This window comes from Aeromicrobium sp. NPDC092404 (genome assembly GCF_040684095.1).
Classification (GTDB): Bacteria; Actinomycetota; Actinomycetes; order Propionibacteriales; family Nocardioidaceae; genus Aeromicrobium.
On the sequence record NZ_JBFBFI010000001.1, the window covers coordinates 601660 to 627745 of the forward strand.

At 69.2% G+C, this 26086-nt stretch carries 24 protein-coding genes; 17 read left to right on the top strand and 7 right to left on the bottom strand.

Features of this window, described 5'->3' with window-relative positions:
• Positions 1–20: 20 nt before the first annotated feature.
• The 3 genes from sepF (at position 21) to AB0N22_RS03155 (ending at position 1721) form a co-directional block, all read left to right on the top strand.
• A complete protein-coding gene (sepF, locus tag AB0N22_RS03145; RefSeq protein ID WP_364635966.1) occupies positions 21–503 on the top strand; it encodes a cell division protein SepF in 483 nt (160 codons plus the stop codon).
• Between the two features lie 3 nt (positions 504–506).
• Positions 507–803: a YggT family protein gene (locus AB0N22_RS03150; protein ID WP_364635969.1), complete on the top strand. Its 297-nt coding sequence runs from the start codon at positions 507–509 to the stop codon at positions 801–803.
• Between the two features lie 123 nt (positions 804–926).
• Positions 927–1721 carry a DivIVA domain-containing protein gene (locus AB0N22_RS03155; RefSeq protein WP_364635972.1) on the top strand — a complete coding sequence of 265 codons (795 nt, stop codon included), beginning with the start codon at positions 927–929 and terminating at the stop codon, positions 1719–1721.
• A gap of 68 nt (positions 1722–1789) precedes the next feature.
• Here the strand turns inward: AB0N22_RS03155 and ileS are convergent, their stop codons facing one another.
• Positions 1790–4933, bottom strand: coding sequence for an isoleucine--tRNA ligase (gene ileS, locus AB0N22_RS03160; protein ID WP_364635974.1), 3144 nt, complete (start codon positions 4931–4933; stop codon positions 1790–1792).
• A gap of 82 nt (positions 4934–5015) precedes the next feature.
• Between ileS and AB0N22_RS03165 the strand changes: the two genes are divergently transcribed.
• Genes AB0N22_RS03165 through AB0N22_RS03175 form a run of 3 tightly spaced genes read left to right on the top strand, consistent with a single transcriptional unit; the run spans position 5016 to position 6867 of the window.
• Positions 5016–5417 (top strand): TraR/DksA family transcriptional regulator, encoded by a 402-nt coding sequence (locus AB0N22_RS03165; RefSeq protein ID WP_159540693.1) that lies wholly within the window; start codon positions 5016–5018, stop codon positions 5415–5417.
• Entirely contained in the window at positions 5390–5932 is a 543-nt protein-coding gene (lspA, locus tag AB0N22_RS03170) for a signal peptidase II (protein ID WP_364635978.1), read from the top strand. Before AB0N22_RS03165 ends, lspA begins: the two co-directional genes overlap by 28 nt.
• Positions 5929–6867: an RluA family pseudouridine synthase gene (locus tag AB0N22_RS03175; RefSeq protein ID WP_364635981.1), complete on the top strand. Its 939-nt coding sequence runs from the start codon at positions 5929–5931 to the stop codon at positions 6865–6867. Before lspA ends, AB0N22_RS03175 begins: the two co-directional genes overlap by 4 nt.
• Positions 6868–6937: 70 nt before the next feature.
• Here AB0N22_RS03175 and AB0N22_RS03180 read toward each other — a convergent pair whose 3' ends face one another.
• Positions 6938–8536, bottom strand: a complete 1599-nt coding sequence (locus AB0N22_RS03180; protein ID WP_364635983.1) for an MFS transporter — start codon at positions 8534–8536, stop codon at positions 6938–6940.
• Positions 8537–8570: 34 nt separating this feature from the next.
• Positions 8571–9176: a TetR/AcrR family transcriptional regulator gene (locus tag AB0N22_RS03185; protein ID WP_364635986.1), complete on the bottom strand. Its 606-nt coding sequence runs from the start codon at positions 9174–9176 to the stop codon at positions 8571–8573.
• A gap of 146 nt (positions 9177–9322) precedes the next feature.
• On the opposite strand from AB0N22_RS03185, the gene AB0N22_RS03190 reads away from it, so the two are divergent.
• The 3 genes from AB0N22_RS03190 (at position 9323) to AB0N22_RS03200 (ending at position 14653) form a co-directional block, all read left to right on the top strand.
• Positions 9323–10543 (top strand): pyridoxal phosphate-dependent aminotransferase, encoded by a 1221-nt coding sequence (locus AB0N22_RS03190; RefSeq protein WP_364635989.1) that lies wholly within the window; start codon positions 9323–9325, stop codon positions 10541–10543.
• 70 nt (positions 10544–10613) lie between these two features.
• Positions 10614–11909, top strand: coding sequence for a hypothetical protein (locus AB0N22_RS03195; RefSeq protein WP_364635992.1), 1296 nt, complete (start codon positions 10614–10616; stop codon positions 11907–11909).
• On the top strand, positions 11906–14653 hold the full coding sequence (locus AB0N22_RS03200) for a PQQ-binding-like beta-propeller repeat protein (protein WP_364635995.1): 2748 nt from the start codon (positions 11906–11908) through the stop codon (positions 14651–14653). The genes AB0N22_RS03195 and AB0N22_RS03200 overlap by 4 nt, the downstream gene beginning before the upstream one ends.
• Before the next feature lie 7 nt (positions 14654–14660).
• Here the strand turns inward: AB0N22_RS03200 and AB0N22_RS03205 are convergent, their stop codons facing one another.
• Entirely contained in the window at positions 14661–15056 is a 396-nt protein-coding gene (locus tag AB0N22_RS03205) for a DUF1801 domain-containing protein (protein WP_364635998.1), read from the bottom strand.
• Between the two features lie 145 nt (positions 15057–15201).
• On the opposite strand from AB0N22_RS03205, the gene dnaE reads away from it, so the two are divergent.
• On the top strand, positions 15202–18732 hold the full coding sequence (gene dnaE, locus AB0N22_RS03210) for a DNA polymerase III subunit alpha (protein ID WP_364636001.1): 3531 nt from the start codon (positions 15202–15204) through the stop codon (positions 18730–18732).
• Complete coding sequence (locus AB0N22_RS03215) at positions 18720–19211, top strand: hypothetical protein (protein ID WP_364636004.1); 492 nt, start codon at positions 18720–18722, stop codon at positions 19209–19211. Before dnaE ends, AB0N22_RS03215 begins: the two co-directional genes overlap by 13 nt.
• Before the next feature lie 20 nt (positions 19212–19231).
• Here the strand turns inward: AB0N22_RS03215 and ybaK are convergent, their stop codons facing one another.
• The gene (gene ybaK, locus AB0N22_RS03220) at positions 19232–19723 is read right to left on the bottom strand and encodes a Cys-tRNA(Pro) deacylase (RefSeq protein WP_364636007.1); all 492 of its coding nucleotides are present in this window, start codon (positions 19721–19723) and stop codon (positions 19232–19234) included.
• 34 nt (positions 19724–19757) lie between these two features.
• Between ybaK and hisD the strand changes: the two genes are divergently transcribed.
• From hisD to hisH, 4 genes are read left to right on the top strand one after another with little or no spacing between them, the layout of a single operon-like run.
• Positions 19758–21071 (top strand): histidinol dehydrogenase, encoded by a 1314-nt coding sequence (gene hisD, locus AB0N22_RS03225; RefSeq protein WP_364636010.1) that lies wholly within the window; start codon positions 19758–19760, stop codon positions 21069–21071.
• The gene (locus AB0N22_RS03230) at positions 21071–22147 is read left to right on the top strand and encodes a histidinol-phosphate transaminase (RefSeq protein ID WP_364636013.1); all 1077 of its coding nucleotides are present in this window, start codon (positions 21071–21073) and stop codon (positions 22145–22147) included. Before hisD ends, AB0N22_RS03230 begins: the two co-directional genes overlap by 1 nt.
• The gene (gene hisB / locus AB0N22_RS03235; RefSeq protein ID WP_364636016.1) at positions 22144–22743 is read left to right on the top strand and encodes an imidazoleglycerol-phosphate dehydratase HisB; all 600 of its coding nucleotides are present in this window, start codon (positions 22144–22146) and stop codon (positions 22741–22743) included. The genes AB0N22_RS03230 and hisB overlap by 4 nt, the downstream gene beginning before the upstream one ends.
• Positions 22740–23381, top strand: a complete 642-nt coding sequence (hisH, locus tag AB0N22_RS03240; RefSeq protein WP_364636019.1) for an imidazole glycerol phosphate synthase subunit HisH — start codon at positions 22740–22742, stop codon at positions 23379–23381. Before hisB ends, hisH begins: the two co-directional genes overlap by 4 nt.
• 6 nt (positions 23382–23387) lie before the next feature.
• Here the strand turns inward: hisH and AB0N22_RS03245 are convergent, their stop codons facing one another.
• On the bottom strand, positions 23388–24089 hold the full coding sequence (locus tag AB0N22_RS03245) for an alpha/beta hydrolase (protein ID WP_364636022.1): 702 nt from the start codon (positions 24087–24089) through the stop codon (positions 23388–23390).
• A gap of 44 nt (positions 24090–24133) precedes the next feature.
• Between AB0N22_RS03245 and priA the strand changes: the two genes are divergently transcribed.
• Both priA and AB0N22_RS03255 read left to right on the top strand, forming a co-directional pair.
• Entirely contained in the window at positions 24134–24859 is a 726-nt protein-coding gene (gene priA, locus AB0N22_RS03250) for a bifunctional 1-(5-phosphoribosyl)-5-((5-phosphoribosylamino)methylideneamino)imidazole-4-carboxamide isomerase/phosphoribosylanthranilate isomerase PriA (protein ID WP_364636025.1), read from the top strand.
• Between the two features lie 2 nt (positions 24860–24861).
• Entirely contained in the window at positions 24862–25401 is a 540-nt protein-coding gene (locus tag AB0N22_RS03255; RefSeq protein ID WP_364636027.1) for a DUF1707 domain-containing protein, read from the top strand.
• 25 nt (positions 25402–25426) lie between these two features.
• Here the strand turns inward: AB0N22_RS03255 and AB0N22_RS03260 are convergent, their stop codons facing one another.
• Positions 25427–26041 (bottom strand): hypothetical protein, encoded by a 615-nt coding sequence (locus tag AB0N22_RS03260; protein ID WP_364636030.1) that lies wholly within the window; start codon positions 26039–26041, stop codon positions 25427–25429.
• Positions 26042–26086: the final 45 nt, after the last annotated feature.

Consider the following 26086-nt stretch of genomic DNA (forward strand, 5'->3'; position numbering starts at 1 on the left):
ATCGCACACACGGAGTTCTCATGGCTGGCGCAATGCGGAAGGTCGGCGAGTATCTCGGCCTCGTGGAACAAGCTGACTTCGACGACGAGTTCGAGGATGACATCGATGACCCCGCGCCCGTGCACCGGCAGCCCGCTGTCGTGCGTCCGGCGCCGGTCTCGAGCATCGACGACCACCGCCGTCCCGACCGTCGCCCGGAGCGTCGCGCGTCCAACGCGTCCGACCTCGCCCGGATCGAGACCGTGACGCCGCGCACCTACAACGACGCACGCACGGTGGGCGAGCACTACCGCTCCGGCGTGCCGGTCATCATGAACCTTTCGGAGATCGACGACGACGACGCCAAGCGGCTCGTCGACTTCGCGGCCGGGCTCGTGTTCGCCGTGCACGGCTCGATCAACCGCGTCACCGCCAAGGTCTTCCTGCTGTCGCCCGAGAACATCACGGTGACCGACGAGGACAAGCAGCGCATCGCTGCCGGCGGCTTCTACAACCAGAGCTGACGCATGGAGCTGGTTGGCAGCATCCTCGACCTGATCCTGCTCCTGTGCATCATCTTGCTGATCGCCCGGTTCGTCCTGGACTGGGTCCAGCTGCTGGCCCGGCAGTGGCGGCCCCGCGGCATCGTGCTGGTGTTCTGCGAAGGCCTCTACTCGATCACCGACCCGCCGTTGCGGGCCGTGCGCCGGGTGATCCCGCCGTTGCGGCTCGGCACGGTCATGCTCGACCTGTCCCCGATGCTGCTGCTGATCGCGATCGTGATCCTGCGCAGCGTCGTCGGGGCGATCTTCGGCACTCGCTGAGAGGTTCCCAAGAGTCCCTCTGCGACCCGCTGAGTTTGGGACTCCTGTGGAAGAAGTGAACTCGGGCAGAGTACGGTGGAGGCTCAGAGTCCCCAGGACTAACCCCAACCCCGAGGTGTACTCATGCCATTGACGCCAGAGGACGTGCGTAACAAGCGCTTTACGCCTGTCCGTCTTCGCGAGGGCTATGACATGGGCGAAGTGGATCAGTTTCTCGACGAGGTCGAGGCCGAGCTCGAGCGACTCACGGTCGAGAACGAAGAACTTCGCGCCAAGGTAGCCGCCGCATCGACCGGCGAACCCACCGGTCTCATCCCCGCAGTCCAGCCGGCCACCCCGGCGCCCCAGGCTGCCCCGACCCCGGCTGTCCAGGAGCCCGTGCAGCAGTACTCGCCGCCTCCGCCGCCCGAGCCGGTCCAGCAGGCGCCCGCCCCGACTCCGGAGCCGGTTCGCACGGCGCCGTCGATGGGCGATGCGTCGTCCGCCGCGGCCCGCCTGCTCGAGATCGCCTCGTCCAACGCCGACCAGCTCATGGAAGCGGCAAAGGAAGAGGCAGACCGCATCGTCGGCGAGGCTCGCGCCAAGGCCGAGCGACTGGTCAACGAGGCACGTGGCAAGGCCGACCGGCTCGAGACCGATGCCCGCATCCGCGCGCAGAAGCTCGACGACGAGACCAACGAGCGCCGCCAGCAGGCCGTTGCCACGATCGAGCGCGATCGCTACGAGATCCAGCGTGAGGTCGAGCACCTGCGGGCGTACGAGCGCGAGTACCGCGCACGGCTCAAGAACTACTTCCAGAGCCAGCTCGACCAGCTCGCGGCCAACGAGAGCTCTAACGGCTCTCAGCCCGTCCAGGCTCCGGCCGACGCGGGTCCGCGCCGTCTCCGCTCCCTGCTGGGCGACGACGAGAGCTTCTGAGCACCGTCTGACACGACAAGGGCCCGTCACCGTGAGGTGACGGGCCCTTCGTCATGTCAGCTGGGGCGTCAGGCCTTGGCGAGCGTGAAACCGATGCCGAGCTCGTCGTCCGTGAAGTCCGCGGCGCCGTCGCCCTCGGTGATCGAGGTCGCGAGCACCTCGTCGGCGATGAGGGCGTCGTGCGCGCGCAGCGCATCGGCCATCTGTCCTGACGCGGACCACGACAGCGTGATGCGGTCGCTGATGTCGAGGCCGGAGGACTTGCGGGCCTCCTGGATGACGCGGATCGCCTCGCGGGCGAACCCGGCCAGGCGCAGCTCGTCGTCGAGCTCGAGGTCGAGCGCGACGGTCTCGCCCTGGTCGTTGACGACGGACCAGCCCTCGCGAGGACGCTCCGAGATGATGACGTCGTCGACGCCGACCTCGACCGGCGATCCGTCCACCTCGACGGTCCCGCTGCCCGTCGCGGCGAGCGACGCTGCCAGTGCGGCCGCATCAGCGGCGGCGATCGCAGCGGCGACCTGCGGGGTCTGCTTGCCGAACCGCTTGCCGAGGTTGCGGAAGTTGCCCTTGGCCGAGTGGTCGACGAGATCGCCGCCGGCGTCGGCCAGGGACTCCAGCGTGCCGACGTTGAGCTCTTCGCACACCTGCCCACGCAGGTCCTCACCGAGGCGCTGCCACGCGCTCGACGCGACCAGGGCGCGACGCAGGGGCTGACGCGTGCGCACCTTGGCCTCGGCGCGAGCGGCCCGGCCGAGCTCGGTGACCCGACGGGACAGGTCGACGCGGGCTCCGAGCCCGTCGACGATCAGCGACTCGTCGGCGACCGGCCAGTCGGCGAGGTGCACCGACTGCGGAGCGCCCGGCGTGACCGGCAGGATGACGTCCTGCCAGACCCGCTCGGCGATGAACGGAGTCAGCGGAGCCATCAGGCGGGTCAGCACGTCGAGCGTCTCGTGCAGCGTCGCGAACGCGGCCATGTCGCCACGCCAGAAGCGACGGCGCGACCGGCGGACGTACCAGTTGGACATGTCGTCGACGAACGTCGCGATGCGCGCACCGGCCGTCTGCGTGTCGAACCTCTCGAGCGCCTCCGTGACGTCACGGACCAGGGTGTGCAGCTCGGACAGCAGCCACTGATCGAGCACCTCGCGCTCGGCGACGGGCGGCACCTCGCCCTCTCTGGGCGTCCATCCCTCGGTGCCCGCGTAGAGCACGTGGAACGCCGTGGTGTTCCAGTACGTCAGGAGCACCTTGCGGACGATCTCCGACAGTGCGGTGTGCCCGATGCGGCGGGGGGCCCACGGGGATCCCGAGCACGCCATGAACCAGCGGAGCGCGTCGGCACCGTGCTCGTCCATCAGCGGCATCGGCAGCAGGATGTTGCCGAGGTGCTTGCTCATCTTCTTGCCGTCCTCGGCGAGGATGTGGCCGAGGCAGACCACGTTCTCGTACGAGCTCTGGTCGAACACCAGCGTGCCGACGGCCATGAGCGAGTAGAACCAGCCACGGGTCTGGTCGATCGCCTCGCAGATGTACTGCGCGGGATAGGCCTGCTCGAACTTCTCCTTCGAGCCCTCCACGTGTGGGTAGCCCCACTGCGCGAACGGCATCGATCCGGAGTCGAACCACGCGTCGATGACGTCGGGCACGCGCCGGTAGGTGCCCTCCTGCCCCTCGATCTCGAAGGTCACCTCGTCGATGTAGGGGCGGTGCGGGTCGAGGTCGGCCAGGTCGCGGCCGGACAGCTCCGACAGCTCGCGGAGGGACTCGACGCACACGAGCCGGCTCGGGTCCTGGTCGTTGCGCCAGATCGGCAGGGGCGTGCCCCAGTAGCGACTGCGCGACAGCGACCAGTCGATGTTGTTGGTCAGCCAGTCGCCGTAGCGACCGTTCTTGATCGTCTCGGGGAACCAGCTGGTGCCGGCGTTCTCGGCGAGCAGCTTGTCCTTGACCGCGGTCGTGCGGATGTACCAGGCCGGGAGGGCGTAGTACATCAGCGGCGTGTGGCAGCGCCAGCAGTGCGGGTAGGAGTGCTCGTAGGCCAGCTCGTTGAACATCAGGCCGCGTGCAACGAGGTCGTCGGCCAGCACCCGGTCGGCCGACTTGAAGAACTGGCCGCCGACCATCGGCACGTCGACCTCGAAGTGCCCGTCCGGGGTGATGGGGTTGACGACCGGCAGGTCGTACGCCTTGCAGACCGCCATGTCGTCGGCGCCGAACGCGGGGGACTGGTGCACCAGGCCGGTGCCGTCGTCGGTCGTGACGTAGTCGCCCAGCACGACGAAGTGCGCAGGACTCGGGAACTCGACGAGCTCGAACGGCCTCTCGTACGTCCAGCGCTCCATGTCGCGACCGCTGAAGGTCTCACCTGTGGCGGTCCAGCCCTCGCCGAGCGCCTTGGCGAGCAGCGGCTCGGCGACGACCAGCGTCTCGGAGCCGTTGGTCGCGGTGACGTAGGTGACCTCGGGGTTGACCGCGACCGCGGTGTTGGAGACGAGGGTCCAGGGTGTCGTCGTCCAGACCAGCATCGACGCCCGGCCCGCCAGAGGCCCTGACGTCAGCGGGAAGCGGACGTACACCGACGGGTCCGTGATGGTCTCGTAGCCCTGGGCGAGCTCGTGGTCCGACAGGGTCGTGCCGCACCGAGGGCAATAGGGCGCGACCCGGAAGTCCTCGGTCAGCAGGCCCTTGTCGAAGATCGTGGACAGCGCCCACCACACGCTCTCGACGTAGGACGACTCCATCGTGCGGTAGGGGTTGGCCATGTCGACCCAGTAGCCCATCCGGTCCGTCATCTCCTCGAAGAGATCGACGTTGCGGACCACGGCCTCGCGGCACTTGGCGTTGAACTCGGCGATGCCGTACGCCTCGATGTCGGGCTTGCCGTTGAAGCCCAGCTCCTTCTCGACCGCGATCTCGACGGGGAGCCCGTGGCAGTCCCAGCCGGCCTTGCGGTCGACGTGGTAGCCCTGCATGGTCTTGAACCTCGGGAAGATGTCCTTGAACACGCGGGCCTCGACGTGATGCGTGCCCGGCGTGCCGTTGGCCGTCGGAGGGCCCTCGTAGAACGTCCATCGGGGGGCGTCCGCGGGAGTGTCGAGGCTCGCGGCGAACGTGCCTTGCTCGGCCCACAGCTGGAGGATGTCGCGCTCCAATGTCGGCAGATCGACGTGGGCGGGGACAGGGCGATACGACGCGTGCTGAGTCACACGTCCAATTCTACGGGTGACCAGCCGCGACACGGCGGCGGTGCGAGTTGGCTTTGCCCCACCGGGGGTCTAATCTTCGTGCATGCCAAACACCAAGCTCGCCGTACGAGCTGACGAGAAGCCCTGGACCGCCGCCGAGACCAAGGCCGTCCGGGCCGAGCTCGAAGCCGATCTCGTGCGGCTGCGCGGTGAGCTCGACCAGTCGGCTCGCGAGCTGCAGGACCTGCTGCGCGACGGCGTCGACGGTGCCGGCAACGACCAGGCCGACGTGGGTTCCAAGGGGCTGGAGCGTGACGCCGAGATGTCCCTCGCCGCCAACCAGCGCGAGCTGCTGCTGCAGACCGAGAAGGCGCTCGACCGCCTCGAGAAGGGCAGCTACGGCCAGTGCGAGATCTGCGGGGAGCCGATCGGCAAGAATCGTTTGATGGCGTTCCCCCGTGCGACACTGTGCATGACATGCAAGCAGCGCGAGGAGCGTCGCTGAGCCCTGGCGACGACCACGGCCCGACCGCCACACACACCTACGTACGACTGTTCGTGGTGATCGCTGCCCTGACGCTCGTCGTCGACCAGGCGACCAAGGCCCTCGCGGTCGAGAAGCTGCAGGGCCGTGAGTCGATCGAGCTGATCCCGCAGGTCCTGTCGCTGACGTTCCTGCGCAACGGTGGCGCCGCACTCGGCACCGGCGCCGGGTTCACGGTCGTGCTCACGATCGTGGCGATCGCCGTCTCGATCGCGGTGGCTCGCATGGCTCGACGCCTGCGCGACCGCGGCTGGGCCGTGGGCCTCGGCCTGTTGTTCGCCGGCGCCGTGGGCAACCTGTGCGACCGGCTGTTCCGCGAGCCGGCGCCGCTCAAGGGCCATGTCGTCGACTTCATCGACTACGGGGTGTTCGTCGGCAACGTGGCCGACATCGCGCTGACGGTCGCGGCCGTCGTGATCATCTGGCGCACGTGGCGCGGCGTCGGGCTCGACGGGACACGACAGGTGAGGTCATGACGGCTGACGGACTCGAGCACAAGGTCATCCAGGTGCCCGAGGGCCTCGCCGGCGAGCGCGTCGACAGCGCCCTCGCCCGCCTGCTGGGGCTCTCCCGGACGCGGGCCAGCGAGCTCGTCGCCGAGGGCCTCGTGACCCTCGACGGTGCTGCGCCGGCCAAGTCGGACCGGGTCACGCCAGGGTCGATCCTCGAGGCATCGATCCCGGCGCCGCGCCGCATCGCCGTCGTGGCCGCCGAGGTCGAGGGCATGCGCATCGTGTTCCAGGACGACGACTTCGTCGTGGTCGACAAGCCGGTCGGCGTGGCTGCCCACCCCAGCGTCGGCTGGTACGGCCCGACGGTCCTCGACCACCTCGCCGGTGCCGGCATCCGGATCTCGACGTCCGGTGCCCCGGAGCGTCAAGGCATCGTGCACCGCCTCGACGTGGGCACCAGCGGCCTCATGGCCGTGGCCAAGTCCGAGCACGCCTACACCGTGCTGAAGCAGGCCTTCCGCGACCGTACGGTCGACAAGACCTATCACGCGCTCGTGCAGGGCCACCCCGATCCGCACATGGGCACGATCGACGCGCCGATCGCCCGGCACCCCAAGCACGACTTCAAGTTCACGGTCAAGGACGGGGGTCGCGAGAGCATCACGCACTACGACACCCTCGAGGCCCACCGCTACGCCAGCCTGCTGACGATCAAGCTCGAGACCGGCCGCACGCACCAGATCCGCGTCCACATGAGCGCGCTCCACCACCCGTGCGTCGGCGACCTCATGTACGGAGCGGACCCGACGTTGGCCAAGAAGGTCGGCCTCGACCGGCAGTGGCTGCACGCCAAGAAGCTCGGCTTCGCCCATCCGCGCTCGGGCGACTACGTGGAGTTCGACTCCGACTACCCGGCCGACCTCGACGAGGCCCTCGCCGTGGTCCGCGACCTGGACTGAGCCCGACCGACGCGGACGACCCGGCTCGTGAGCGAGCCGGGTCGTCGTCGTGCGGGTCGAACCTGCAGGGTCAACCGACGTGGACGCCTTCAGGGCCGTCGGTGGCCAGCTCGGTGTGCTTCACGTCGAGGAACACCCAGATGATCGCCGAGGCAGCCAGCATCAGTCCCGCCGCGACCAGGAAGGCGTTCGTGGCGCCGTCGTGGAACGAGATGAAGAACAGCGCCCGCTCGGCCAGTCCCGGATCGCTCGCGGCCTTGGACACGGGCCCGGCGGCTTCGTCCAGCGAGTTGCCGGAGAAGTGCAGTGCGACCGTGCTGAGCACGGCGAGCCCGAGCGCGCCGCCCACCTGCTGCATCGTGTTGAGCACGCCCGAGCCGATGCCGGAGTCCTCGGCCTGCACGTGGTGCACCGCGGTCAGCGTGAGCGGCACGAACACCATGCCCATGCCGATCGCCATCACGAGCACGTACGGGAAGATGTGGCCCCAGTAGGAGACGTCGGCCGACCCTTGGGCGGCGGATGCGAGGGCCCCCGCCGTGGAGTCGTCGATCGGGATCCGCGAGAACATGAACAGGCTGACCGCGGCCAGCAACGTGCCGATGCCGGCAAGGAACCGGGGCGCCACCCGGCTGACCAGGTTGGAGACGAGGCCGGCGCCGATCACGATGCCGAACGAGAACGGCAGGAACGCGAAGCCCGCCTTGAGCGACGAGTAGCCCATGACCTGTTGGATGAACAGGCTCAGGTAGAAGAACATCGCGAACATCGCCGCCGGCGCGATCATCATCGCGACGAAGCTGGTGGCTCGCGTGCGGTTGGCGAAGATGCGGGTCGGCAGCAGCGGGTGCTCGACGCGCGACTCGATGATCACGAAGCTGACCAGCAGGATGAGGCCGACAGCGAGCGACGCGATGGTCTGCACGTGGTCCCAGCCGTATGCCTCCTCGCCGGCGCGGGACAGCCCGAAGACGATCCCCAGCAGGCCGAGGGTGCCCGTGACGGCGCCCGGGACGTCGAGCCAGCCGGTGTGCCGCTCGGACTCGCGGAGGACGCGCGGTGCGGCCAGGGCGGCCAGCAGGCCGATCGGGACGTTGATGAGGAACGTGAGGCGCCACCCGTCGACACCCAGCGGCTGGTCGAGGCCGGTCAGCCAGCCGCCGAGGATGAGCCCGATGGCGGCACCGATGCCGGACATCGTGGCGTACGCCGCCATCGCGCGGTTGCGCTGCGGGCCCGCCGGGAACGTCGTGGTGATCAGGGCCAGGGCCGCGGGGGCAGCCATGGCCGCGCCCACACCCTGCAGAGCCCGGGAGCCGAGCAGCAGGCCCTCGTTCTGGGCGAGACCACCCAGGAGGGAAGCGATCGCGAAGAGCGTCAGGCCGCTGATGAACAGCAGGCGGCGCCCGTAGAGGTCACCCAGACGGCCGCCCAGGAGCAGCAGGCCGCCGAACGCCAGTGCGTACCCGGTGACGATCCAGGTCAGGTTGGCCTGCGAGATGTCCAGGTCGGACCCGATGTAGGGCAGGGCGATGTTGGCGATGGTGCCGTCGAGCACGACCATGAGCTGGGCCATGAGGATCAGCACCAGGGCCAGCCCCGCGTGCGGGGCAGGAGTGGTCACGGGAGGGCTCGACTCCGCAGGATCGAGAGATTCGACGTCGGTCATGGGGTTCCTTCGGTGTAGGTGGTGACGAGTGCGCTCAGCCGCTGGTGACGGCCGGCATGATGACCTGGTCGATGACCCGGGTGATCAGGTCCTCGGTGGGTGTCTCACCGAGGAAGAACAAGCGGTGCAGGACGATGCCCGGCAGGCACGGGCTGACCAGTGCGAGGTCGACGTCGGGGTCGATCTCGCCACGAGCCTTGGCGCGCTCGAAGATCGCGTCGTTCACGGCGATCTTGGGCCCGATGACGTCGCGGCGATAGACCTCCGCGAACTCCGGGTCGCGGCTGACGGCGGTGATGAGGCTCCCGACGAGCGCCATCTGCTGGCGATCGGTCACGCCGCCCATCCCGCAGTAGGTCGCGATCAAGTCACTGCGCAGGCTGCCCGTGTCGGTGGCGACCGGCTCGCCCATGTAGGAGATGAGGGCGTCGATGACGAGCTGCGCCTTGCCGTTCCAGCGGCGGTAGAGGGTCGCCTTGGAGGCCTTCGCCTCCGCCGCGACCGCGTCCAGGGTCAGGCGGTCGTAGCCCACCTCGGCGAGCACCTGGAGGGTGGCGTCGAAGATCTCCTGCTCGCGCCCGCCTTCGACACGGGGACGCGTCGGCGTGCCGGCAGGCGACTGCTGGGCTGTGGGGGACACGAGACCTCTTCTGCTGGATGAAACGGTACGGTTTCGTTTCAAGAGCCTAGGGCCCGGCCCGCTGCGGGCGCAAGATCGGCCCGCGTGAGGCGCGTCACGGAGGTGCACCTGCCCGAGCGGGGCCTGTGGTCGTGGACAATGAGGGCATGAGCATCGTGCGCCAGTCCGAGAAGCTGAGGGATGTCCTGTACGACATCCGCGGACCTGTCGCGTCACGAGCCGCCGCCCTGGAGGCCGAGGGCCACCGGATCATGAAGCTCAACATCGGCAACCCGCAGCCGTTCGGCTTCGACGCGCCCGCGGAGATCCTCCAGGACGTGATCGCGGCGCTGCCCAGCTCAGCCGGGTACTCCGACTCGCGCGGCATCCAGTCGGCCCGACGCGCCGTGGTGCACCACTACCAGCTGCAGGAGGGCTTCCCGACGATCGACATCGACGACGTGTGGATCGGCAACGGGGTCTCGGAGCTGATCCAGATCGCCCTGCAGGCGCTGCTCGACAACGGCGACGAGGTGCTCGTCCCGGTGCCCGACTACCCACTGTGGACCGCGGTCACCAACCTCGCCGGCGGCGTGCCCGTGCACTACCGCTGCGACGAGGACAACGACTGGAACCCCGACCTCGCCGACCTCGAGTCCAAGATCACCGACCGCACCCGGGTCATCGTCGTCATCAACCCGAACAACCCCACGGGTGCGGTCTACTCCCGCGAGACGCTCAACGCGATCGCCGACCTCGCCCGCAAGCACGATCTCGTCCTCATGGCAGACGAGATCTACGACAAGATCCTCTACGACGACGCGGTCCACATCCCGCTGGCCAGCGTCGCACCTGACGTCCTCACGCTGACGTTCAACGGTCTCTCCAAGGCGTACCGGGTGTGCGGCTACCGCGCGGGCTGGCTCGTCGTGACGGGACCTCTGGACCGCGCCGGCGACTACCTCGAGGGCATCACGCTGCTCGCGTCGATGCGGCTGTGCCCGAACGTCCCGGCGCAGAACGCGATCCAGGTCGCTCTCGGTGGCTACCAGTCGATCAAGGAGCTCATCCTCCCCGGTGGCCGGCTGCTCGAGCAGCGCGACACGGCGGTCAACGAGCTGCGCAAGATTCCCGGCGTCAGCGTCGTGGCTCCGCGTGGTGCCCTGTACGCCTTCCCGCGGCTCGATCCCGAGGTCCACCCGATCAAGGACGACCAGCAGCTCGTGCTCGACCTGTTGCTCCAGGAGAAGATCCTGCTGACGCAGGGAACCGGTTTCAACTGGCCGGACACCGACCACCTGCGCATCGTGACCCTGCCGTGGGCCCGCGACCTCGCCGAGGCGATCCAGCGACTGGGCAACTTCCTCAGCACCTATCGGCAGGCCTGACCCACCTGGGCTGCGTCGCCTCCGCGTCGCGGATAGGCTGTCGCTTCGACGATCTGGGGGATCAATGGAGATGGTGGACCGACGCACCCTGCTGCTGGGATCAGCGGGACTGCTGTTCGTGGGATGCAGCGGCGGCAAGGACAGCGAAGGTGCCAAGCCGTCGCCCAAGGGCCCCAACATCGTCAAGCCGAGGACGGGCAACGTCGTCGACGAGGCAGACCTCAAGGAGCTGGCCGGGCGGCTCAACCAGGCTCTGCGGTCAGGTGACGTCAAGCAGCTGATGGGCGTCATCGACGCCGACGGCTTCGCCCTCGAGGACTTCGAGAAGCGCTGGACCCGTCGCATGGCGAACTTCGACCGGCTCGGGACGATCGAGGGCGAGTGGTACATCGGACTCCCCGGCGGGCGCACCCGCAACGCCGCCGGTGGCCTCGTCGAGTACAACGGCGACCTCGTCTTCGCCCACACCGTCAAGGGTTGTGACGGTCAGCAGGTCGTGGAGAGCATGCGGGCCGGCTTCCGCAAGAAGTCCACCGATGCCCCGCTCGAGCTCACCAACGTGGGTGATGTCGACGCATACTTCGACCCCTCGATCTGGGACGTCGCCGAGATCGACGCCATCGAGACCAAGCACGCCCAGATCGTGTTCCGGCTCAAGGACGCCAAGCGCGCCAAGGCGTTCGCGGGTCGCATCGAGGCCGGCGCCAAGCGTGCGTTCGAGGTCATGCCCAACCCGAGCGGAGTCAGCAAGGTCTTCTACGCCCTCACGTGGCCGGCGATCGACGGCAAGCTCTGGGGCGGCGTGGCCGTCGGCGATGCGGATGCGCACGCCTACTACCACCCGTTCCTCGACCCGATGGAGCTCGCGCGTGGGCAGCGGAAGGTGGCCGGCAACAAGAACCTGCCCCTGGCGACCGGACGCGTGGGCCTGCACGAGGGGACGTTCAACCGTCCCGACTTCGAGGACGTGGCGTGCCACGAGGCGGTCCACGTGCTGGCCGAGCAGTGGCGCGGAGGCACGGGCCGCGCCCCGACCTGGGCCGTCGAGGGACTGGCCACGTGGGGCGAGCGTCCCGGATCGGGCCTGCTGGCCGCAGAGGGTGGACGGATCCGGGCGGCCTTCCCCGGCTTCCAGTCCGTCGCCCTCAAGGGCTACGACGAGTTCCACCAGACGTCGCGGGAGTACGACTACTACATGTGCGCGGGCGCGGTCTACGAGTACCTGGACAGCGAGAAGGGTCGTGACGCGGTGTTCGAGACCGCGGCGGCGTTCTACGGTGCCAAGGACCGCAAGGCCGCGGCCAAGCAGCTGGGTCGCAGCGAGAAGGACCTCCTGGCCGCGACCCGCAAGTGGTTGGGCGCATGAGGCGGCTCGCGGCTGTGGTGGCCGGCCTCCTGCTGGCGCTGGCGGCCTGCACCGGGGGCGGCGACGACACGAAGGACAAGGACGGACCCTCCCTGCCGCTGCCGGACAAGGCTCCGTCCGCTCGTGGCCCGGCCGTCGGTCCTGCGCTGGAGCCCAAGGTGCTGCTGGCGGCGTCCGACGACCTCGAGGAGCTCACCGGCTCGCTCGACACCGCTCAGGTGCAGCGCCGCTCGGGCGCCTTCATCAGCGGCCGCAAGGTCGTCGGCTACTCGGTTGACGACATCTCCGGCTACGACCTCGAGTCCGGCGACAAGCTGTGGACCGCGGACCTCGACCTCGAGGGCGGTACGGCCTGCTACGTGTCGGAGCCCGACCGAGCCGTCAAGACGTTCACGGTCGTGTACGGCGAGGGCAGCTACTGCCCGAAGCTCGCGACGATCCGCGTCTCCGACGGCAAGGTCATGAAGAAGTCCGACAAGCTCAACGAGCTCGCGGAGTTCGAGGGTGACAGTGCCGGCGGGACCGTCAACCACCTGTTCACGGTCACGGGGCGCGACTACCTCGTCGACATGCACGGCGTGGTCTGGAAGATGGCCAAGGGCGAGCCGGAGCCGGTGTCCCGCCTGGAGGGCAAGTCCTACTACGACCTGTCGCCGACGCCCAAGGGCGACGTGCTCATCGGCTCGCGGGCCGACGACCGGAGCCGCTGCCCGGTGGACGGCTACGAGCTGCCGTCCTTCGAGCCGATCTGGAGCGAGGACGCCGAGACGCTGTTCCCCGGAACCGGAGCTGACTGTGGCGTCTCGGTGACGCCGGGCAGCTCGTCCTGGATCGGGCAGGAGACCTCCGAGTCGTACCGGATGGCGCAGCTCGACCCCGACAGCGGCAAGGTGCTCGGCCGTGCCGAGGCGCCCAAGAACTCCGGCGGAGGGGCGGCCAAGGGAGAGTTCGACCTGGCCAGCGCGGCCAACCAGAGCGACCGCGCCCTCGGCATGCCCGGTGGCGAGACGATCTTCGCCCAGGTCAACGGCCTGACGCGCTACTCGCTCGAGACCGGCAAGGTCCTCTGGGACCTCGACCTCAACCAGGTGCAGCTCGAGTCCGACGAGGAGTTCCCCCTCACCACCGTCCTGCCGCAGGGCGTCACGGCCGATGGCTATTTGGTCGCCTCGGTCAGCAACGACACATCGGTCGAGATCGTCGCGGTCGACGTCAAGACCGGCAAGCTCGTGGCCCGGTGGGCGGTCCCCAAGGAGTACCGCAACGGATTCCAGGTCGACCCGGGCATGACGCTGTTCGGCGGCGGCCTCGTGCTGACCCGCAACTTCGAGGCGTGGGACTTCACCTTCGCCGACTACAAGGACCTCAAGCCGCCCAAGGGCGACCGGTTCGACATCGGCGTCTTCACGTTCCCCGAGCCCGACACCTCCGCAGCCAAGGCGGCCGCCGTGCCGACCGCCGGCCCCGTGGACGTGGACGCCAAGGCGCTCGGCGGTGCCAAGACGCCCAAGGCAGCCGAGGGCGATCGCAAGGCCGGGGCGTTCAGCACCGGGACGCGCCTCGTCGCGTACGGCGGCAACACCCTGACCGGGTTCGACGCCAAGTCCGGCGACCAGAAGTGGACCCTGGACGTCGGCGACGACGCCGGCGCCCGCGTCTGCGTCGCGTCCGAGCCGGACCGCAAGGTCAAGACCTTCACGGTCGCGGTCCGCGACAGCGCCGAGGACACCACGTGCGACAGCCTGCTGCGGGTCCGTGCGTCCGACGGCGAGGTCTTGAGCGAGGTGCAGGTGCCGGCCAAGGCCCGCTCCGTGGCCCGCATCGTCGTGCACGAAGGCGCGGTCTACGTCATCACCGGCGACGCCAGGGTGAGCCACTTCAAGGACGGCGCCCTCGTCGACCACGCGAAGCTCCGCCACCCGGTCTGGACGCTGGAGCGTACGCCCGAGGATCCGTCGCTCCTGGTCAGCACCTCGTCCCTCAAGGGCGGCCGCGACTGGTCGATCGACGCCTACGAGCTGCCGTCGTTCGAGCCGGTCTGGTCGACCACCGGCAAGAAGGTGTTCGGCAAGATCGATCGTCGCAACTGGATCGACTCCTGGCACGGCAACGGCCTGTGGATGTCGACGACGTTCGGTGACACCTCGAACTACGAGGCCGAGGTTCGGCACTCGCTCGTGCAGCTCGATCCCTCGACCGGCCAGGTCGCGGCGAAGACCGGGACGGTCAAGCAGGACTTCCGTGCCAACGACCTGGAGACGTTCTCCCTCACCAGCAGCATCGCCAGCGCCTACGTGACGGTCGGCTTCGAGGACGGCGACGTCGTGGTGCCCCAGGAGTCCGGCGTGATGCGGATGTCCATCGCCGACAAGAAGCCCGAGTGGACCGTCGACACGAAGTCGATCATGGACTCGATGGAGCGCGATCGCGGTGCCTCGTCGGTCGAGCAGCACTTCAAGCTGATCGACGGTGGCAAGACGGTCCTGGTCACGATGAGCAACGGCATCTCCGCCGAGCTGATGACGCTGAAGGCCTCGAGCGGCAAGATCACCGGCCGGTGGAACGTGCCGGTGGGGTCGCGCAACGGTCTGCAGTCCTCACCCGACGTCGTGCCGTTCGCCGGAGGTGTCGCCCTCGTGCACAACGACTACGCGTGGGACTACGACTTCAGGCAGTCCGACCGGAAGGTGCCGCCCGAGCAGCGGTACGACGTCGGGTTGTTCCGGCTGACCAAGCCGAAGTGATCGGCGGCTACCGGCCCGCGCTCCGGCGTGCGGCGTACTCGGCGGCCTCCGCTGCGCGGAAGCGGGTGACGGCGTCGATGAGGTCGGTCGGCAGGGGCTCCGAGAGGGGGAACCGGATCGCGGACTTGCTGGTCCTGTAGGGGGCCAGCTCGTCGGCGAACCGGGCGAACGCGCCCGCGGTCGGGAAGAAGTTCAAGGACGTGTGCTCGGTGTGGCCGGAGAACTGGATCACGACGACGCCGTCCTGCCGGTAGGCCGGGATGTTGTGGCTGATGACCTCCTCGGCGTCCGGCAGCGCTGCCCGGATGACGTCACGGGTCTCGGCGAGCCGGGGCTCCACGTCGTACGTCGCCGCCTCGACGTACTCGTCGACGGTCGTGAACCTCTGCTTGTCGTCAGTCACCACTCAGGTCTAGTCGACATTGCACGAGAAGCACAATTTTCGCGGCGGGCTCGAGCCGACACGGCCATCGCTGGTCCAGACCGTCGGGGCCCTCGACTAGGCTGAGATCCTTCCCCCACGATCGCGCCGAGGAGGCCATTTTTCGATGTCGAGCGACTCGCCATTCGTGCACCTGCACGTGCACACGGAGTACTCGATGCTCGACGGCCACGCCCTGCTCGACCCGCTGTTCGAGCGCACCGCGGAGCTGCAGATGCCCGCCATCGCGATGACCGACCACGGCAACCTGCACGGCGCCTACGACTTCTGGGCCAAGGGCAAGGCGCACGGGGTCAAGCCGATCATCGGCATGGAGGCCTACCTCACGCCCGACATCCCGCGCACGGAGAAGAAGGCCGTCCAGTGGAACAAGGGCGGCGACGACGACGTCTCCGGCCGCGGCGCCTACACGCACATGACGCTGCTCTCGGAGACGACCGAGGGCATGCACAACCTGTTCCGGATCGGCTCCTACGCGAGCCTCGAGGGCCAGTACCGCAAGCCCCGCGCCGACCGTGACCTGCTGCAGCGCTACGGCAAGGGCCTCATCGCGACGACCGGCTGCCCGTCCGGCGAGATCCAGACCTGGCTGCGCATCGGCAACTACGCCAAGGCGCGGGCCTCGGCCGCGGAGTTCCAGGACATCTTCGGCAAGGAGAACTTCTTCCTCGAGCTCATGGAGCACGGCCTCGAGATCGAGGCGCGCGTCCGTGAAGGACTGCTGCGCCTCAAGGCCGACCTCAACCTGCCGGTCATCGCGACCAACGACTCGCACTACGTCGCCCCCGAGGACGCCGAGGCCCACGACGCGCTGCTGTGCATCGGCACCGGCACGACGCTCGGCGATCCCAAGCGGTTCAGGCTCGACGGCGGCGGCTACTACATCAAGTCGGCCAAGGAGATGCGCGACCTCTGGGAGGACCGCTTCGACCTCAAGGAGGCGTGCGACAACACCCTGCTGATCGCCGAGCGGTGCAACGTCGAGTTCACCGAGTCCAACGGCGGCTACATGGCCCGGGCCGACATCCCCGAGGGCGAGACCGAGGAGTCCTGGTTCGTCAAGGAGGTCTGGCGGGGCATCGAGTCGCGCTACCCGGGCGACAAGCTCACCCCCGAGGTGCGGGCGCGCACCGAGATGGAGCTCGACGTCGTCCGCTCCAAGGGCTACTGCGGCTACTACCTCGTGGTCGCCGACTTCATCAACTGGGCCAAGGACAACGGCATCCGCGTCGGCCCGGGCCGTGGCTCCGGCGCCGGCTCGATCGCGGCCTACGCCCTGCGCATCACCGACCTCTGCCCGTTGACGCACGGCCTGATCTTCGAGCGCTTCCTCAACCCTGAGCGCCCGTCGATGCCCGACTTCGACATCGACTTCGACGAGCGTCGCCGCGGCGAGGTCATCCGCTACGTCAGCAACAAGTACGGCGAGGAGCGCGTCGCGATGATCGCGACGTTCGGCCGGCTCAAGTCCAAGGCCGCGATCAAGGACGCCGCGCGCGTCATGGACTACCCGTTCACGCACGGCGAGCGCATCACCAAGGCGCTCCCGGCTGACGTCATGGGCAAGGGCGTGACGCTGCGTGGCCTGTTCGACAAGAACGACAAGCGCTACGGCGACGGCGCCGACTTCCGCAGGCTGCACGACGAGGACGCCGACGTCCGCAAGATCTACCAGACCGCGCTCGGCCTCGAGGGCCAGGTGCGCCAGTGGGGTGTCCACGCAGCCGGCGTGATCATGTCGAGCGACCCACTGATCGACATCGTGCCGATCATGAAGCGCGAGCAGGACGGCGCGATCATCACCCAGTTCGACTACCCGATGTGCGAGGCACTCGGACTGGTCAAGATGGACTTCCTGGGCCTGCGCAACCTCACGGTGCTCGACGACGCGCTCGAGAACATCAAGCGCAACCGCGACGTCGACCTGGTGCTCGAGGACCTCACGTTCGACGACCCCGCGACGTACGACCTCCTGGCCCGCGGAGACACCCTGGGCGTGTTCCAGCTCGACGGCGGCCCGATGCGTGCGCTGCTGCGCAGCATGAAGCCCGACAAGTTCGAGGACATCTCGGCCGTGGGTGCGCTCTACCGCCCCGGCCCGATGGGCGCGGACTCCCACAACAAGTACGCCCGCCGCAAGAACGGCCGGGAGCCGATCGACCCGATCCATCCCGAGCTCGAGGAACCACTCGCCAAGGTGCTGGGGGAGACGTACGGCCTGATCGTCTACCAAGAGCAGGTCATGGAGATCGCACAGGTCCTCGCCGGCTTCTCGCTCGGACAGGCCGACAACCTGCGGCGCGCGATGGGCAAGAAGAAGAAGTCCGAGCTCGACAAGCAGTACGCCGGGTTCCAGGCCGGGATGCTCGAGCGCGGCTACTCCCAAAAGGCGATCACGACGCTGTGGGACATCCTGCTGCCGTTCTCGGACTACGCGTTCAACAAGGCGCACTCCGCGGCGTACGGCGTCATCTCCTACTGGACGGCCTACCTCAAGGCCAACTACCCGGCCGAGTACATGGCTGCCCTGCTGACCAGCACCCGCGGCGACAAGGACAAGTCGGCGATCTACCTCAACGAGTGCCGGCGGATGGGCATCAAGGTGCTGCCGCCGGACGTCAACGAGTCGGTCTCCAACTTCGCCTCGGTCGGTGCCGACATCCGGTTCGGCCTCGGAGCGATCCGCAACATCGGCGAGAACGTCGTCGCCGGCATCGTCGAGGGTCGCGCTGACGGCGCCTACACCGACTTCAACGACTTCCTCGGCAAGGTCCCCACCCTGGTGTGCAACAAGCGCGTCCTCGACTCGCTGATCAAGGCCGGCGCGTTCGACTCCCTCGGTCACCGCCGCCGCGCGTTGACGACGGTCGCCGAGGAGGGCGTCGACCTCTACATCGACCTCAAGCGGCAGGCGGCGATCGGTCAGGACTCGCTCTTCGGCGGGGTCGACGACGCGTTCACCGGCGGCACGATCGACGTGCCCGACACGATGCCGGAGTGGGAGAAGACGCAGCTGCTCGCGTTCGAGCGCGACATGCTCGGCCTCTACGTCTCCGACCACCCGCTGCAGGGTCTCGAGCACGTCCTGCGGGCCAGCAGCGACTGCACCGTCGGCGAGCTCCTGACCAACGCCGAGCTGCCCGACGGCAGCACCGTACGCATCTGCGGCCTCATCACCGGGGTGCAGCGGCGGATGAGCAAGAAGGGCGACTCGTGGGCCTCGGTCACGATCGAGGACCTCGAGGGTGGCATCGAGGTCATGGTGTTCCCCGGTGCCTACCAGCTCGCGATGCCGGTCCTGATCCCCGACACGATCGTCGTGGTCAAGGGTCGCGTCCGTCGCAAGGACGACGGAGTCGAGCTCAACGCGCTCGAGGTCACGCTGCCGGCGATGAACACCGGTGGTCCCGAGCGGCCTCTCGTCGTGAGCCTCCCGGTGGCCCGCTGCACGACCGACACGATCGGCACCTTCAAGCAGGTGCTGGCTGCCCATCCGGGCGTCTCCGAGGTGCACCTGCGCCTGATCGGCAACGGCTCGACCAAGGTCATGCGACTCGACGACAGCCTCCGTGTGGCACAGTCGTCCTCACTGATCGCCGACCTGAAAGAGCTGTTGGGCCCCCATTGCCTCTCCTGAGACGACTCCTGCTGTCCGTTGCCGCGACGCTCCTGCTGGGGGTCGCGGCCGGCTTCGTGTGGGAGCGGCTGGCCAGTCCCGCCGAGTGGGAGGCCCGCGAGACCGGCCTCGTGATGGACGAGGCGGCCTCCCAGGGCCGGTTCGGCGTCATCGTCGTGTTCGTCATCGTCGGCGTCGTGACCTCCCTGCTGCTCGGAGCCTTCAGCGCCTGGACGCTGCGTGACCTCGGCTGGATCGTCACGCCGGTCGTGATTCTGTTGACGGTCGCCGCAGCGGTGATCGCCTGGCGGGTCGGCGTGCACCTCGGACCGCCCGACCCGGCCTCGGTCAAGGACGTGGCGATCGGCGATCGCGTCCCGGCCGAGCTGGCGGTCGACGGCCTCGCGCCGTTCCTGCTCTGGCCGATCCTCGGCCTGGTCGGCTTCATCGGCACGATGCTGCTGGTGACCACGCGCGACGAGCTGCGCCAGACGTACTGAGGTCCCCGCGCGCCGGGCGGTCAGCGGGCGATGCGGGCCACGACGGCGTCGGTGAGCAGGATCAGGTCGCTCGGCTGCAGCTCGGCCTCGAGGCCCCGTCGGCCGCCCGAGACGAAGACCGTGGGCCACTGCGCCGACGTCTTGTCGACGACCGTCCGGTGCTTGCGCTTCTGGCCGAGTGGGGAGATGCCGCCGATGACGTACCCCGTCGCCCGCTGCGCCTGCGCGGCATCGGCCATCTGCGCGCGCTTGCCGCCCAGCGCATCGGCCAGAGCCTTGAGGTCGAGCGAGCCCATGACCGGCACCACGCCGACGCACAGCTCGCCGTCGACCTCGGCCATCAACGTCTTGAACACCCGGCCCGGCTCGACCCCGAGGGCCTCGGCGGCCTCCATGCCGAACGAGTCGGCGCGTGGGTCGTGTACGTAGGAGTGGGGGGTGAAGGGGATGTGGGCACGATGCAGCGCGACGAACGCCGGTGTCGCTTCGGTGGGCTTCTTGTTGGCGGCCACCAGCCCACGGTAGCCCGTCCGTAGACTTGCCGTCGTGATGCGACGCCTCGACCTCAGAAATCTCGACCCGGCCGCCGACGAGTGGCAGTGGGTCTACAGCGCTGCCGTTCCGCGCGCCGAGGTCGACGTCGAGCACGCGCTGGCCGCGGTCCGTAGAATCTGCGAGGACGTCCGCTCGCGAGGCGCCGACGCCGTGCTCGACGCGGGGGAGCGGTTCGACGGTGTACGCCCCGCGCAGCTGCGCGTGCCCGCTGCCGCGATCGCCGATGCGCTCGATGCTCTCGCCCCCGACATCCGGGCCGGCCTCGAGGAGTCGATCCGGCGACTGCGACAGACGTCCGAGGCCGAGCTCGAGCACAGCCTGGTCACCGATGTCGCGCCGGGCGCGACGGTCGAGCGCCGGATCGTCCCGATGCAACGCGTGGGGCTGTACGTCCCCGGAGGCCTCGCCCCGCTCGTCAGCACCGTCATCATGAACGCCGTCCCGGCGCAGGTGGCGGGCGTGCCGGGCATCGCCCTCGCGAGTCCTCCGCACGCCGAGTTCGGCGGATTGCCGCACCCCTCGATCCTCGCAGCCTGCGGGCTGCTCGGGATCGAGGAGGTCTATGCAGCCGGGGGTGCCCAGGCCCTGGCGATGTTCGCCTACGGGGCGGGGGAGTGCCGCCCCGTCAACCTCATCACCGGGCCGGGCAACATCTACGTGGCGGCGGCCAAGCGTCACCTGCAGGGCACCGTCAGCATCGACGCCGAGGCGGGCCCGACCGAGATCGCGATCATCGCCGATGCCGGTGCCGATGCCGCATTCGTCGCGGCCGACTTGATCAGCCAGGCCGAGCACGACCCTCTGGCCGCCAGCGTGCTGATCACCGACAGCGAGCAGCTCGCCGATGCGGTCGATGCGGCCTTGGACGACCAGATCGGGTCGGCCAAGCACGCCGACCGCATCCGTACCGCGCTGGAAGGACAGCAGTCGGCCACCGTGCTGGTCCGCGACGTCGACCAGGCGGTGCAGGTCGCGAACGGCTACGCCGCCGAGCACCTGGAGATCCAGACGGCCGAGTCCGCCGCGGTCGCGGCGCGGATCGTCAACGCCGGTGCGGTGTTCGTGGGGCCCCAGACGCCGGTCTCGCTCGGCGACTACGCCGCCGGGTCCAACCACGTCCTGCCGACCGCGGGTTGTGCCTGCCACTCGTCCGGCCTGTCCGTCCGGGCGTTCTGCAAGAACATGCACGTCGTGACCTACGACGAGGCCGCGCTCCGCGAGGTCGGGGATCACGTGGTCACGCTTGCCGAGGCGGAGAACCTGCCGTCCCACGGTGCCGCCGTCTCGATCCGGCTGTCCCGCTGATGCCGCTGCCCTCATGGGTGCCGATCCGGGACGAGCTCCGGGACGAGGAGCCCTACGGCGCGCCGCAGCTCGACGTCCCGGTGCAGCTCAACACCAACGAGAATCCGTACGGACCGAGCGAGGCCGTGGCCCGCGACATCGGCGACTCCGTGCGCGCGGCCGCCCTGTCGCTCAACCGCTATCCGGACCGTGAGGCCACCGAGCTCCGTACGTCGCTCGCGAGCTACCTCGGTCACGGCTTGACCGCGGATCGGGTCTGGGCGGCGAACGGCTCGAACGAGATCATGCAGCAGGTCCTGCAGGCTTTCGGTGGCCCGGGGCGGACAGCGGTGTCGTTCGCACCGACGTACTCGATGTACCCGGAGTATGCCCGCAACACCCACACGCGTTGGGTGGCCGGCCGGCGACGCGACGACTTCGGCCTCGACCTCGATGCCGCCCTCGAGCTCATCGCCGCCGAGCGTCCGGACGTCGTGATCCTGACCTCGCCGAACAATCCGACCGGCACCGCGCTCGACCCGGCCCACACCCGCGCCATCGTGGAGGCTGCCAGCGGCATCGTCGTGGTGGACGAGGCCTACGCCGAGTTCCGGCGGGAGGGGACGCCGAGTGCTCTCGAGCTGCTCGACGACTTCCCCCGCCTGCTGGTGACCCGCACGATGAGCAAGGCGTTCGCGCTCGCGGGTGGCCGGCTCGGCTACGTCGCAGCGGATGCCGCCATCATCGACGCCTTGCGCATCGTGCGGCTGCCCTACCACCTCTCGGCTGTCAGCCAGGCTGCGGCGACGGCCGCGCTGCGCCACGAGGACGAGCTGCTGGCCCAGGTGGATGCGCTGCGGACCACCCGCGACGAGACCGCGACCTGGCTGCAGGAGCAGGGATTCGAGGTCGCGGCGTCCGACGCCAACTTCATCCTGTTCGGCCGGTTCGACGACCGGCACGCGGTCTGGCAGGGCCTGCTCGACCATGGCGTCCTGATCCGCGAGGTCGGCCCCCTAGAATGGCTCCGCGTGTCGATCGGCACGCCGGACGACATGGCCTCGTTCCGACACGCACTCCTGGAGGTGACCCGATGACCCGCACCGCGCGCATCGAGCGAAAGACCTCGGAGTCCCACGTCGTCGTCGAGATCGACCTCGACGGGTCCGGCATCAACGACATCTCGACGGGTGTCGGCTTCTACGACCACATGCTCACGGCGTTCTCGCGCCACTCGCTGATCGACCTGACGGTCAAGGCCGAGGGCGACCTGCACATCGACGCGCACCACACGGTCGAGGACACCGCGATCTGCCTCGGTGATGCGATCCGCGAGGCGCTCGGCGACAAGGTCGGGATCCGCCGCTACGGCGACGCCCTCGTCCCGCTCGACGAGTCGATCGCCCAGGCGGTCGTCGACGTGTCCGGCCGGCCCTACTTCGTGCACTCGGGCGAGCCCGATCGACAGATCACCGCCATCATCGGCGGCCAGTACACCGGCGCCCTGACCGCCCACGTGCTCGAGTCCATCGCGCACCACGCCGGGATCACGATGCACGTACGCCTGCTGGACGGGCGCGACCCGCACCATATCGCGGAGGCCCAGTTCAAGGCCGTGGCTCGTGCCCTCCGCGACGCCGTCGCGATCGACCCCCGCGAATCGGGGATCCCCAGCACGAAGGGTGCTCTGTGACCGCTGGAAGGCCCCGCGTCGCGGTGCTGGACTACGGCTCGGGCAACCTTCGTTCTGCCGTGCGCGCGGTCGAACGGGCCGGGGGCGAGGTCGAGCTCACCACCGACGCGAAGGTGGCGCAGGAGGCCGACGGCCTGCTGGTGCCCGGCGTCGGGGCGTTCGAGGCCTGCATGCGAGGCCTCGTGGGCGTCGACGGGGTCCGCATCGTGGAGCGTCGCCTGATCGCCAACCGGCCGGTGCTGGGCATCTGCGTCGGTATGCAGATCCTGTTCGGCGAGGGCATCGAGCACGGCGTACGCACCGAGGGCTGCGGCGAGCTGCCCGGTGTCGTCGAGCGACTCCAGGCACCGATCGTGCCGCACATGGGCTGGAACACGGTCGCGCCAGGCCAGGGCTCGCGGATGTTCGCCGGGATCGAGGACGAGCGGTTCTACTTCGTGCACTCCTACGGCGTCCGCGACTGGGTGCTCAGCCAGCCGCCGGCCATGCCGAAGCCGGCCGTGACCTGGACCGAGTACGAGGGCGAGCGTTTCGTGTCGGCCGTGGAGCACGGGCCGCTGTGGGCGACGCAGTTCCACCCCGAGAAGTCCGGCGACGCCGGGTCCCAGCTGCTGGGCAACTGGCTCGCCACGCTCTGACGTGGGTCACACCGTGTCGCGGAGGACCTCGGCCAGCTGCTCGGTCCGGGTGAACTGGGGCCAGTGGCTCGTCGGCAGCTCGATGATCGTGACGTCCTTGATCTTGGGCAGCTCGGAGAAGTAGTCCTCGCCCGCAGCGACGTAGTCGTCGATCTCCTGCCGGGTGAACGTCGTGCTGATGAGCGTGATCGGCACGTCGAACCGGGCCTCGTCCCGCAGCACCTGGGGGTCGCGCGCCACGCCGATCGGGATCGGGATCGCCCGGGCGCGGAAGTCCTCGAGCTGCGCCTCGGTGAAGTCGTCGAGGTCGCGGGAACCGTCGCTGCGGAACACGTCCCACGGCGGGAGCGGGATCTCACCGCCCTCGTCGGGCAGCGCGGCGTTGATCGAGGCGCCGTCGGGGAGCGGCCCGCTGTCGACGTAGACGGCCCGGGCGACCCGGTCGGGCCGCCGGTCCACAGCGCCGTGGACGGCAGCGCCGCCACCGCTGTGGCCGACGAGCACCACCGGCTCGTCGGACTCGTCGATCGCGGCCACGATGGCGTCGACGTGATCCGACAACCCGATGCCGGAGCGGTCGGCGTCGACCGACTCCAGGCCGGGAAGCGTGAGGGCGGTGACGTCGTGGCCGGCCGCCTCGAGCGCGGGCGTGACGCCGTCCCACGAGGAGCCGTCGAGCCAGAATCCGGGTACGAGGATGAGCTTCATACCGACCAACCTAGGGCCGCGAGCGGACAGATACGATCACCTGCGTGACCCTCGAACTCCTCCCCGCCGTCGACGTCGCCGATGGACAGGCCGTGCGCCTCGTCCAGGGTGAGCTCGGCAGCGAGACCACCTACGGCTCCCCGCTCGACGCCGCCCTGCAGTGGCAGACCGACGGTGCGGAGTGGATCCATCTCGTCGACCTCGATGCAGCGTTCGGCAAGGGCAGCAACCGCGAGCTGCTCGCCGACGTCGTCGAGCGACTCGACGTCAAGGTCGAGCTGTCGGGCGGCATCCGCGACGACGCCTCCCTGGCGGCGGCACTGGCCACGGGCTGCACGCGGGTCAACCTCGGCACCGCGGCTCTCGAGAACCCGGAGTGGTGCCGCAAGGTCGTCAGCGAGCACGGTGACCAGATCGCGGTGGGCCTCGACGTCCGCGGCACGACGCTGGCGGCGCGGGGCTGGACACAGGAAGGCGGCGACCTGTTCGAGGTGCTCGAGCGGCTCGAGCGGGATGGCTGCGCGCGGTACGTGTTGACCGACGTGACCAAGGACGGCACGCTGACCGGGCCCAACCTTGACCTGTTGCGGCAGGTCTGCGAGATCACCGACAAGCCAGTCGTGGCCTCGGGCGGCGTCTCGAGCCTCGACGACCTCCGGGCGATCGCCTCGTTGACCGTCGTCGGCGTCGAGGGCGCCATCGTCGGCAAGGCCCTCTACGCCGGCGCGTTCACGCTGCCTGAAGCGCTCGCCGCGGTCGCCGAGGGCTGACCGTGACCTCCGGGAGGGCGATGTGGACGGCCTTCTCGGCCGACCCCCGCGACCCCGGAGCCGCGGACCTCAAGGCCAGCGACGCCGATCGCGACCTCGCCGGCGAGGTGCTGCGCGAGGCGTACGCGGACGGTCGTCTGACGCGAGCCGAGTACGACGAGCGCTCGGCCGCGGTGCTCGCTGCCCGGACCATCGGTGCGTTCAGCCCGCTCCTGGTCGACCTCGTCCGATCGACCGCCTCCCCGGTGGTGTCCACGACGGCGGACCTGCGGGACAAGGCGGTGCAGCGCTATCGCCGTGACCTGGCCGACGCGCGCAACGGGTGGGTCTTCGTCTCCGTCGTGACGCTGTCGATCTGGACCGTGACCTGCCTGCTCTCCGGCGAGCTGCTCCACTTCTGGCCGATCTACCCGAGCCTCGGCGTCGGCCTCGGCTACGTCTCGATGCGGTTCTCGGCCGAGGCACGCATCGAGAAGCACGAGGAGAAGATCGCCGAGACCCGACGCGTCCGCCGCCAGCGGCGGCGCGACCTCGAGGACTGACCGGATCGGACCCGGTCGCAGAGGGTCAGCAGCCGCTGCGCAGGAGCTCCGGCTCGTCGCCGGTGGTGACCTCCATGAACGAGACCTTGGCGGCATCGCTGATGGTCTTCGGCGTGGCATCGCCGAACAGGAACCCGATGTGGTCCTGCCCGATCGTGTGGAAGGCACCGGCCTGGTCGAAGCCCGCCTTCTTGACGGCCGACAGGTCGGGATAGGCGGCCTTGACCTCGGCCAAGGTGCTGCCGACGCCGACGCCCTCTGCGGTGACCGGTCCGCCGGTCGTGACCCCCAGCGAGGAGATGGTGCCGTCCTCGAGGGTCAGCACGTCGACGCCCTCGAACTGCTGCTTCCACCTCAGCTCGAACGTGCATCCCTCGACACCCTCGACGTCGGCGTCGAACAGCCCGGTCGCCAGGGCATCGGCCTTGCTGATGCCGGCGCGGACGGGCCCGATGGCGCCCGGCGCGACGACGAGCTCGGCGGGGCCGGCCGGTGCCGACGTCTCCGCGCCGGCGGACGGCGTGGCCGACGTCTGCTCGGCGGTGAAGTCGGTCTCGCCGTCCGACGGAGCGTCGCCACAGGCGGTGGCGGTCGAGATCAACACGGTGAGCACCGCGAGGGTGCTGAGCAGTCGCTTCATGAGTTCCTCTGGCCAGGGACGTGTGAGTCGACCGTAGTGGCTGCA

Excerpts from the sequence above, each read along its gene's own strand:
- AB0N22_RS03190 (WP_364635989.1), top strand. The coding sequence starts at position 9,323 with ATGAGCATCGTGCGCCAGTCCGAGAAGCTGAGGGATGTCCTGTACGAC.
- AB0N22_RS03200 (WP_364635995.1), top strand. The coding sequence starts at position 11,906 with ATGAGGCGGCTCGCGGCTGTGGTGGCCGGCCTCCTGCTGGCGCTGGCG.
- AB0N22_RS03180 (WP_364635983.1), bottom strand. The coding sequence starts at position 8,536 with ATGACCGACGTCGAATCTCTCGATCCTGCGGAGTCGAGCCCTCCCGTG.
- hisB (WP_364636016.1), top strand. The coding sequence starts at position 22,144 with ATGACCCGCACCGCGCGCATCGAGCGAAAGACCTCGGAGTCCCACGTC.
- AB0N22_RS03230 (WP_364636013.1), top strand. The coding sequence starts at position 21,071 with ATGCCGCTGCCCTCATGGGTGCCGATCCGGGACGAGCTCCGGGACGAG.
- AB0N22_RS03175 (WP_364635981.1), top strand. The coding sequence starts at position 5,929 with ATGACGGCTGACGGACTCGAGCACAAGGTCATCCAGGTGCCCGAGGGC.
- AB0N22_RS03260 (WP_364636030.1), bottom strand. The coding sequence starts at position 26,041 with ATGAAGCGACTGCTCAGCACCCTCGCGGTGCTCACCGTGTTGATCTCG.
- AB0N22_RS03150 (WP_364635969.1), top strand. The coding sequence starts at position 507 with ATGGAGCTGGTTGGCAGCATCCTCGACCTGATCCTGCTCCTGTGCATC.
- AB0N22_RS03195 (WP_364635992.1), top strand. The coding sequence starts at position 10,614 with ATGGTGGACCGACGCACCCTGCTGCTGGGATCAGCGGGACTGCTGTTC.
- dnaE (WP_364636001.1), top strand. The coding sequence starts at position 15,202 with ATGTCGAGCGACTCGCCATTCGTGCACCTGCACGTGCACACGGAGTAC.
- AB0N22_RS03245 (WP_364636022.1), bottom strand. The coding sequence starts at position 24,089 with ATGAAGCTCATCCTCGTACCCGGATTCTGGCTCGACGGCTCCTCGTGG.
- AB0N22_RS03155 (WP_364635972.1), top strand. The coding sequence starts at position 927 with ATGCCATTGACGCCAGAGGACGTGCGTAACAAGCGCTTTACGCCTGTC.
- sepF (WP_364635966.1), top strand. The coding sequence starts at position 21 with ATGGCTGGCGCAATGCGGAAGGTCGGCGAGTATCTCGGCCTCGTGGAA.
- lspA (WP_364635978.1), top strand. The coding sequence starts at position 5,390 with ATGCAAGCAGCGCGAGGAGCGTCGCTGAGCCCTGGCGACGACCACGGC.
- AB0N22_RS03165 (WP_159540693.1), top strand. The coding sequence starts at position 5,016 with ATGCCAAACACCAAGCTCGCCGTACGAGCTGACGAGAAGCCCTGGACC.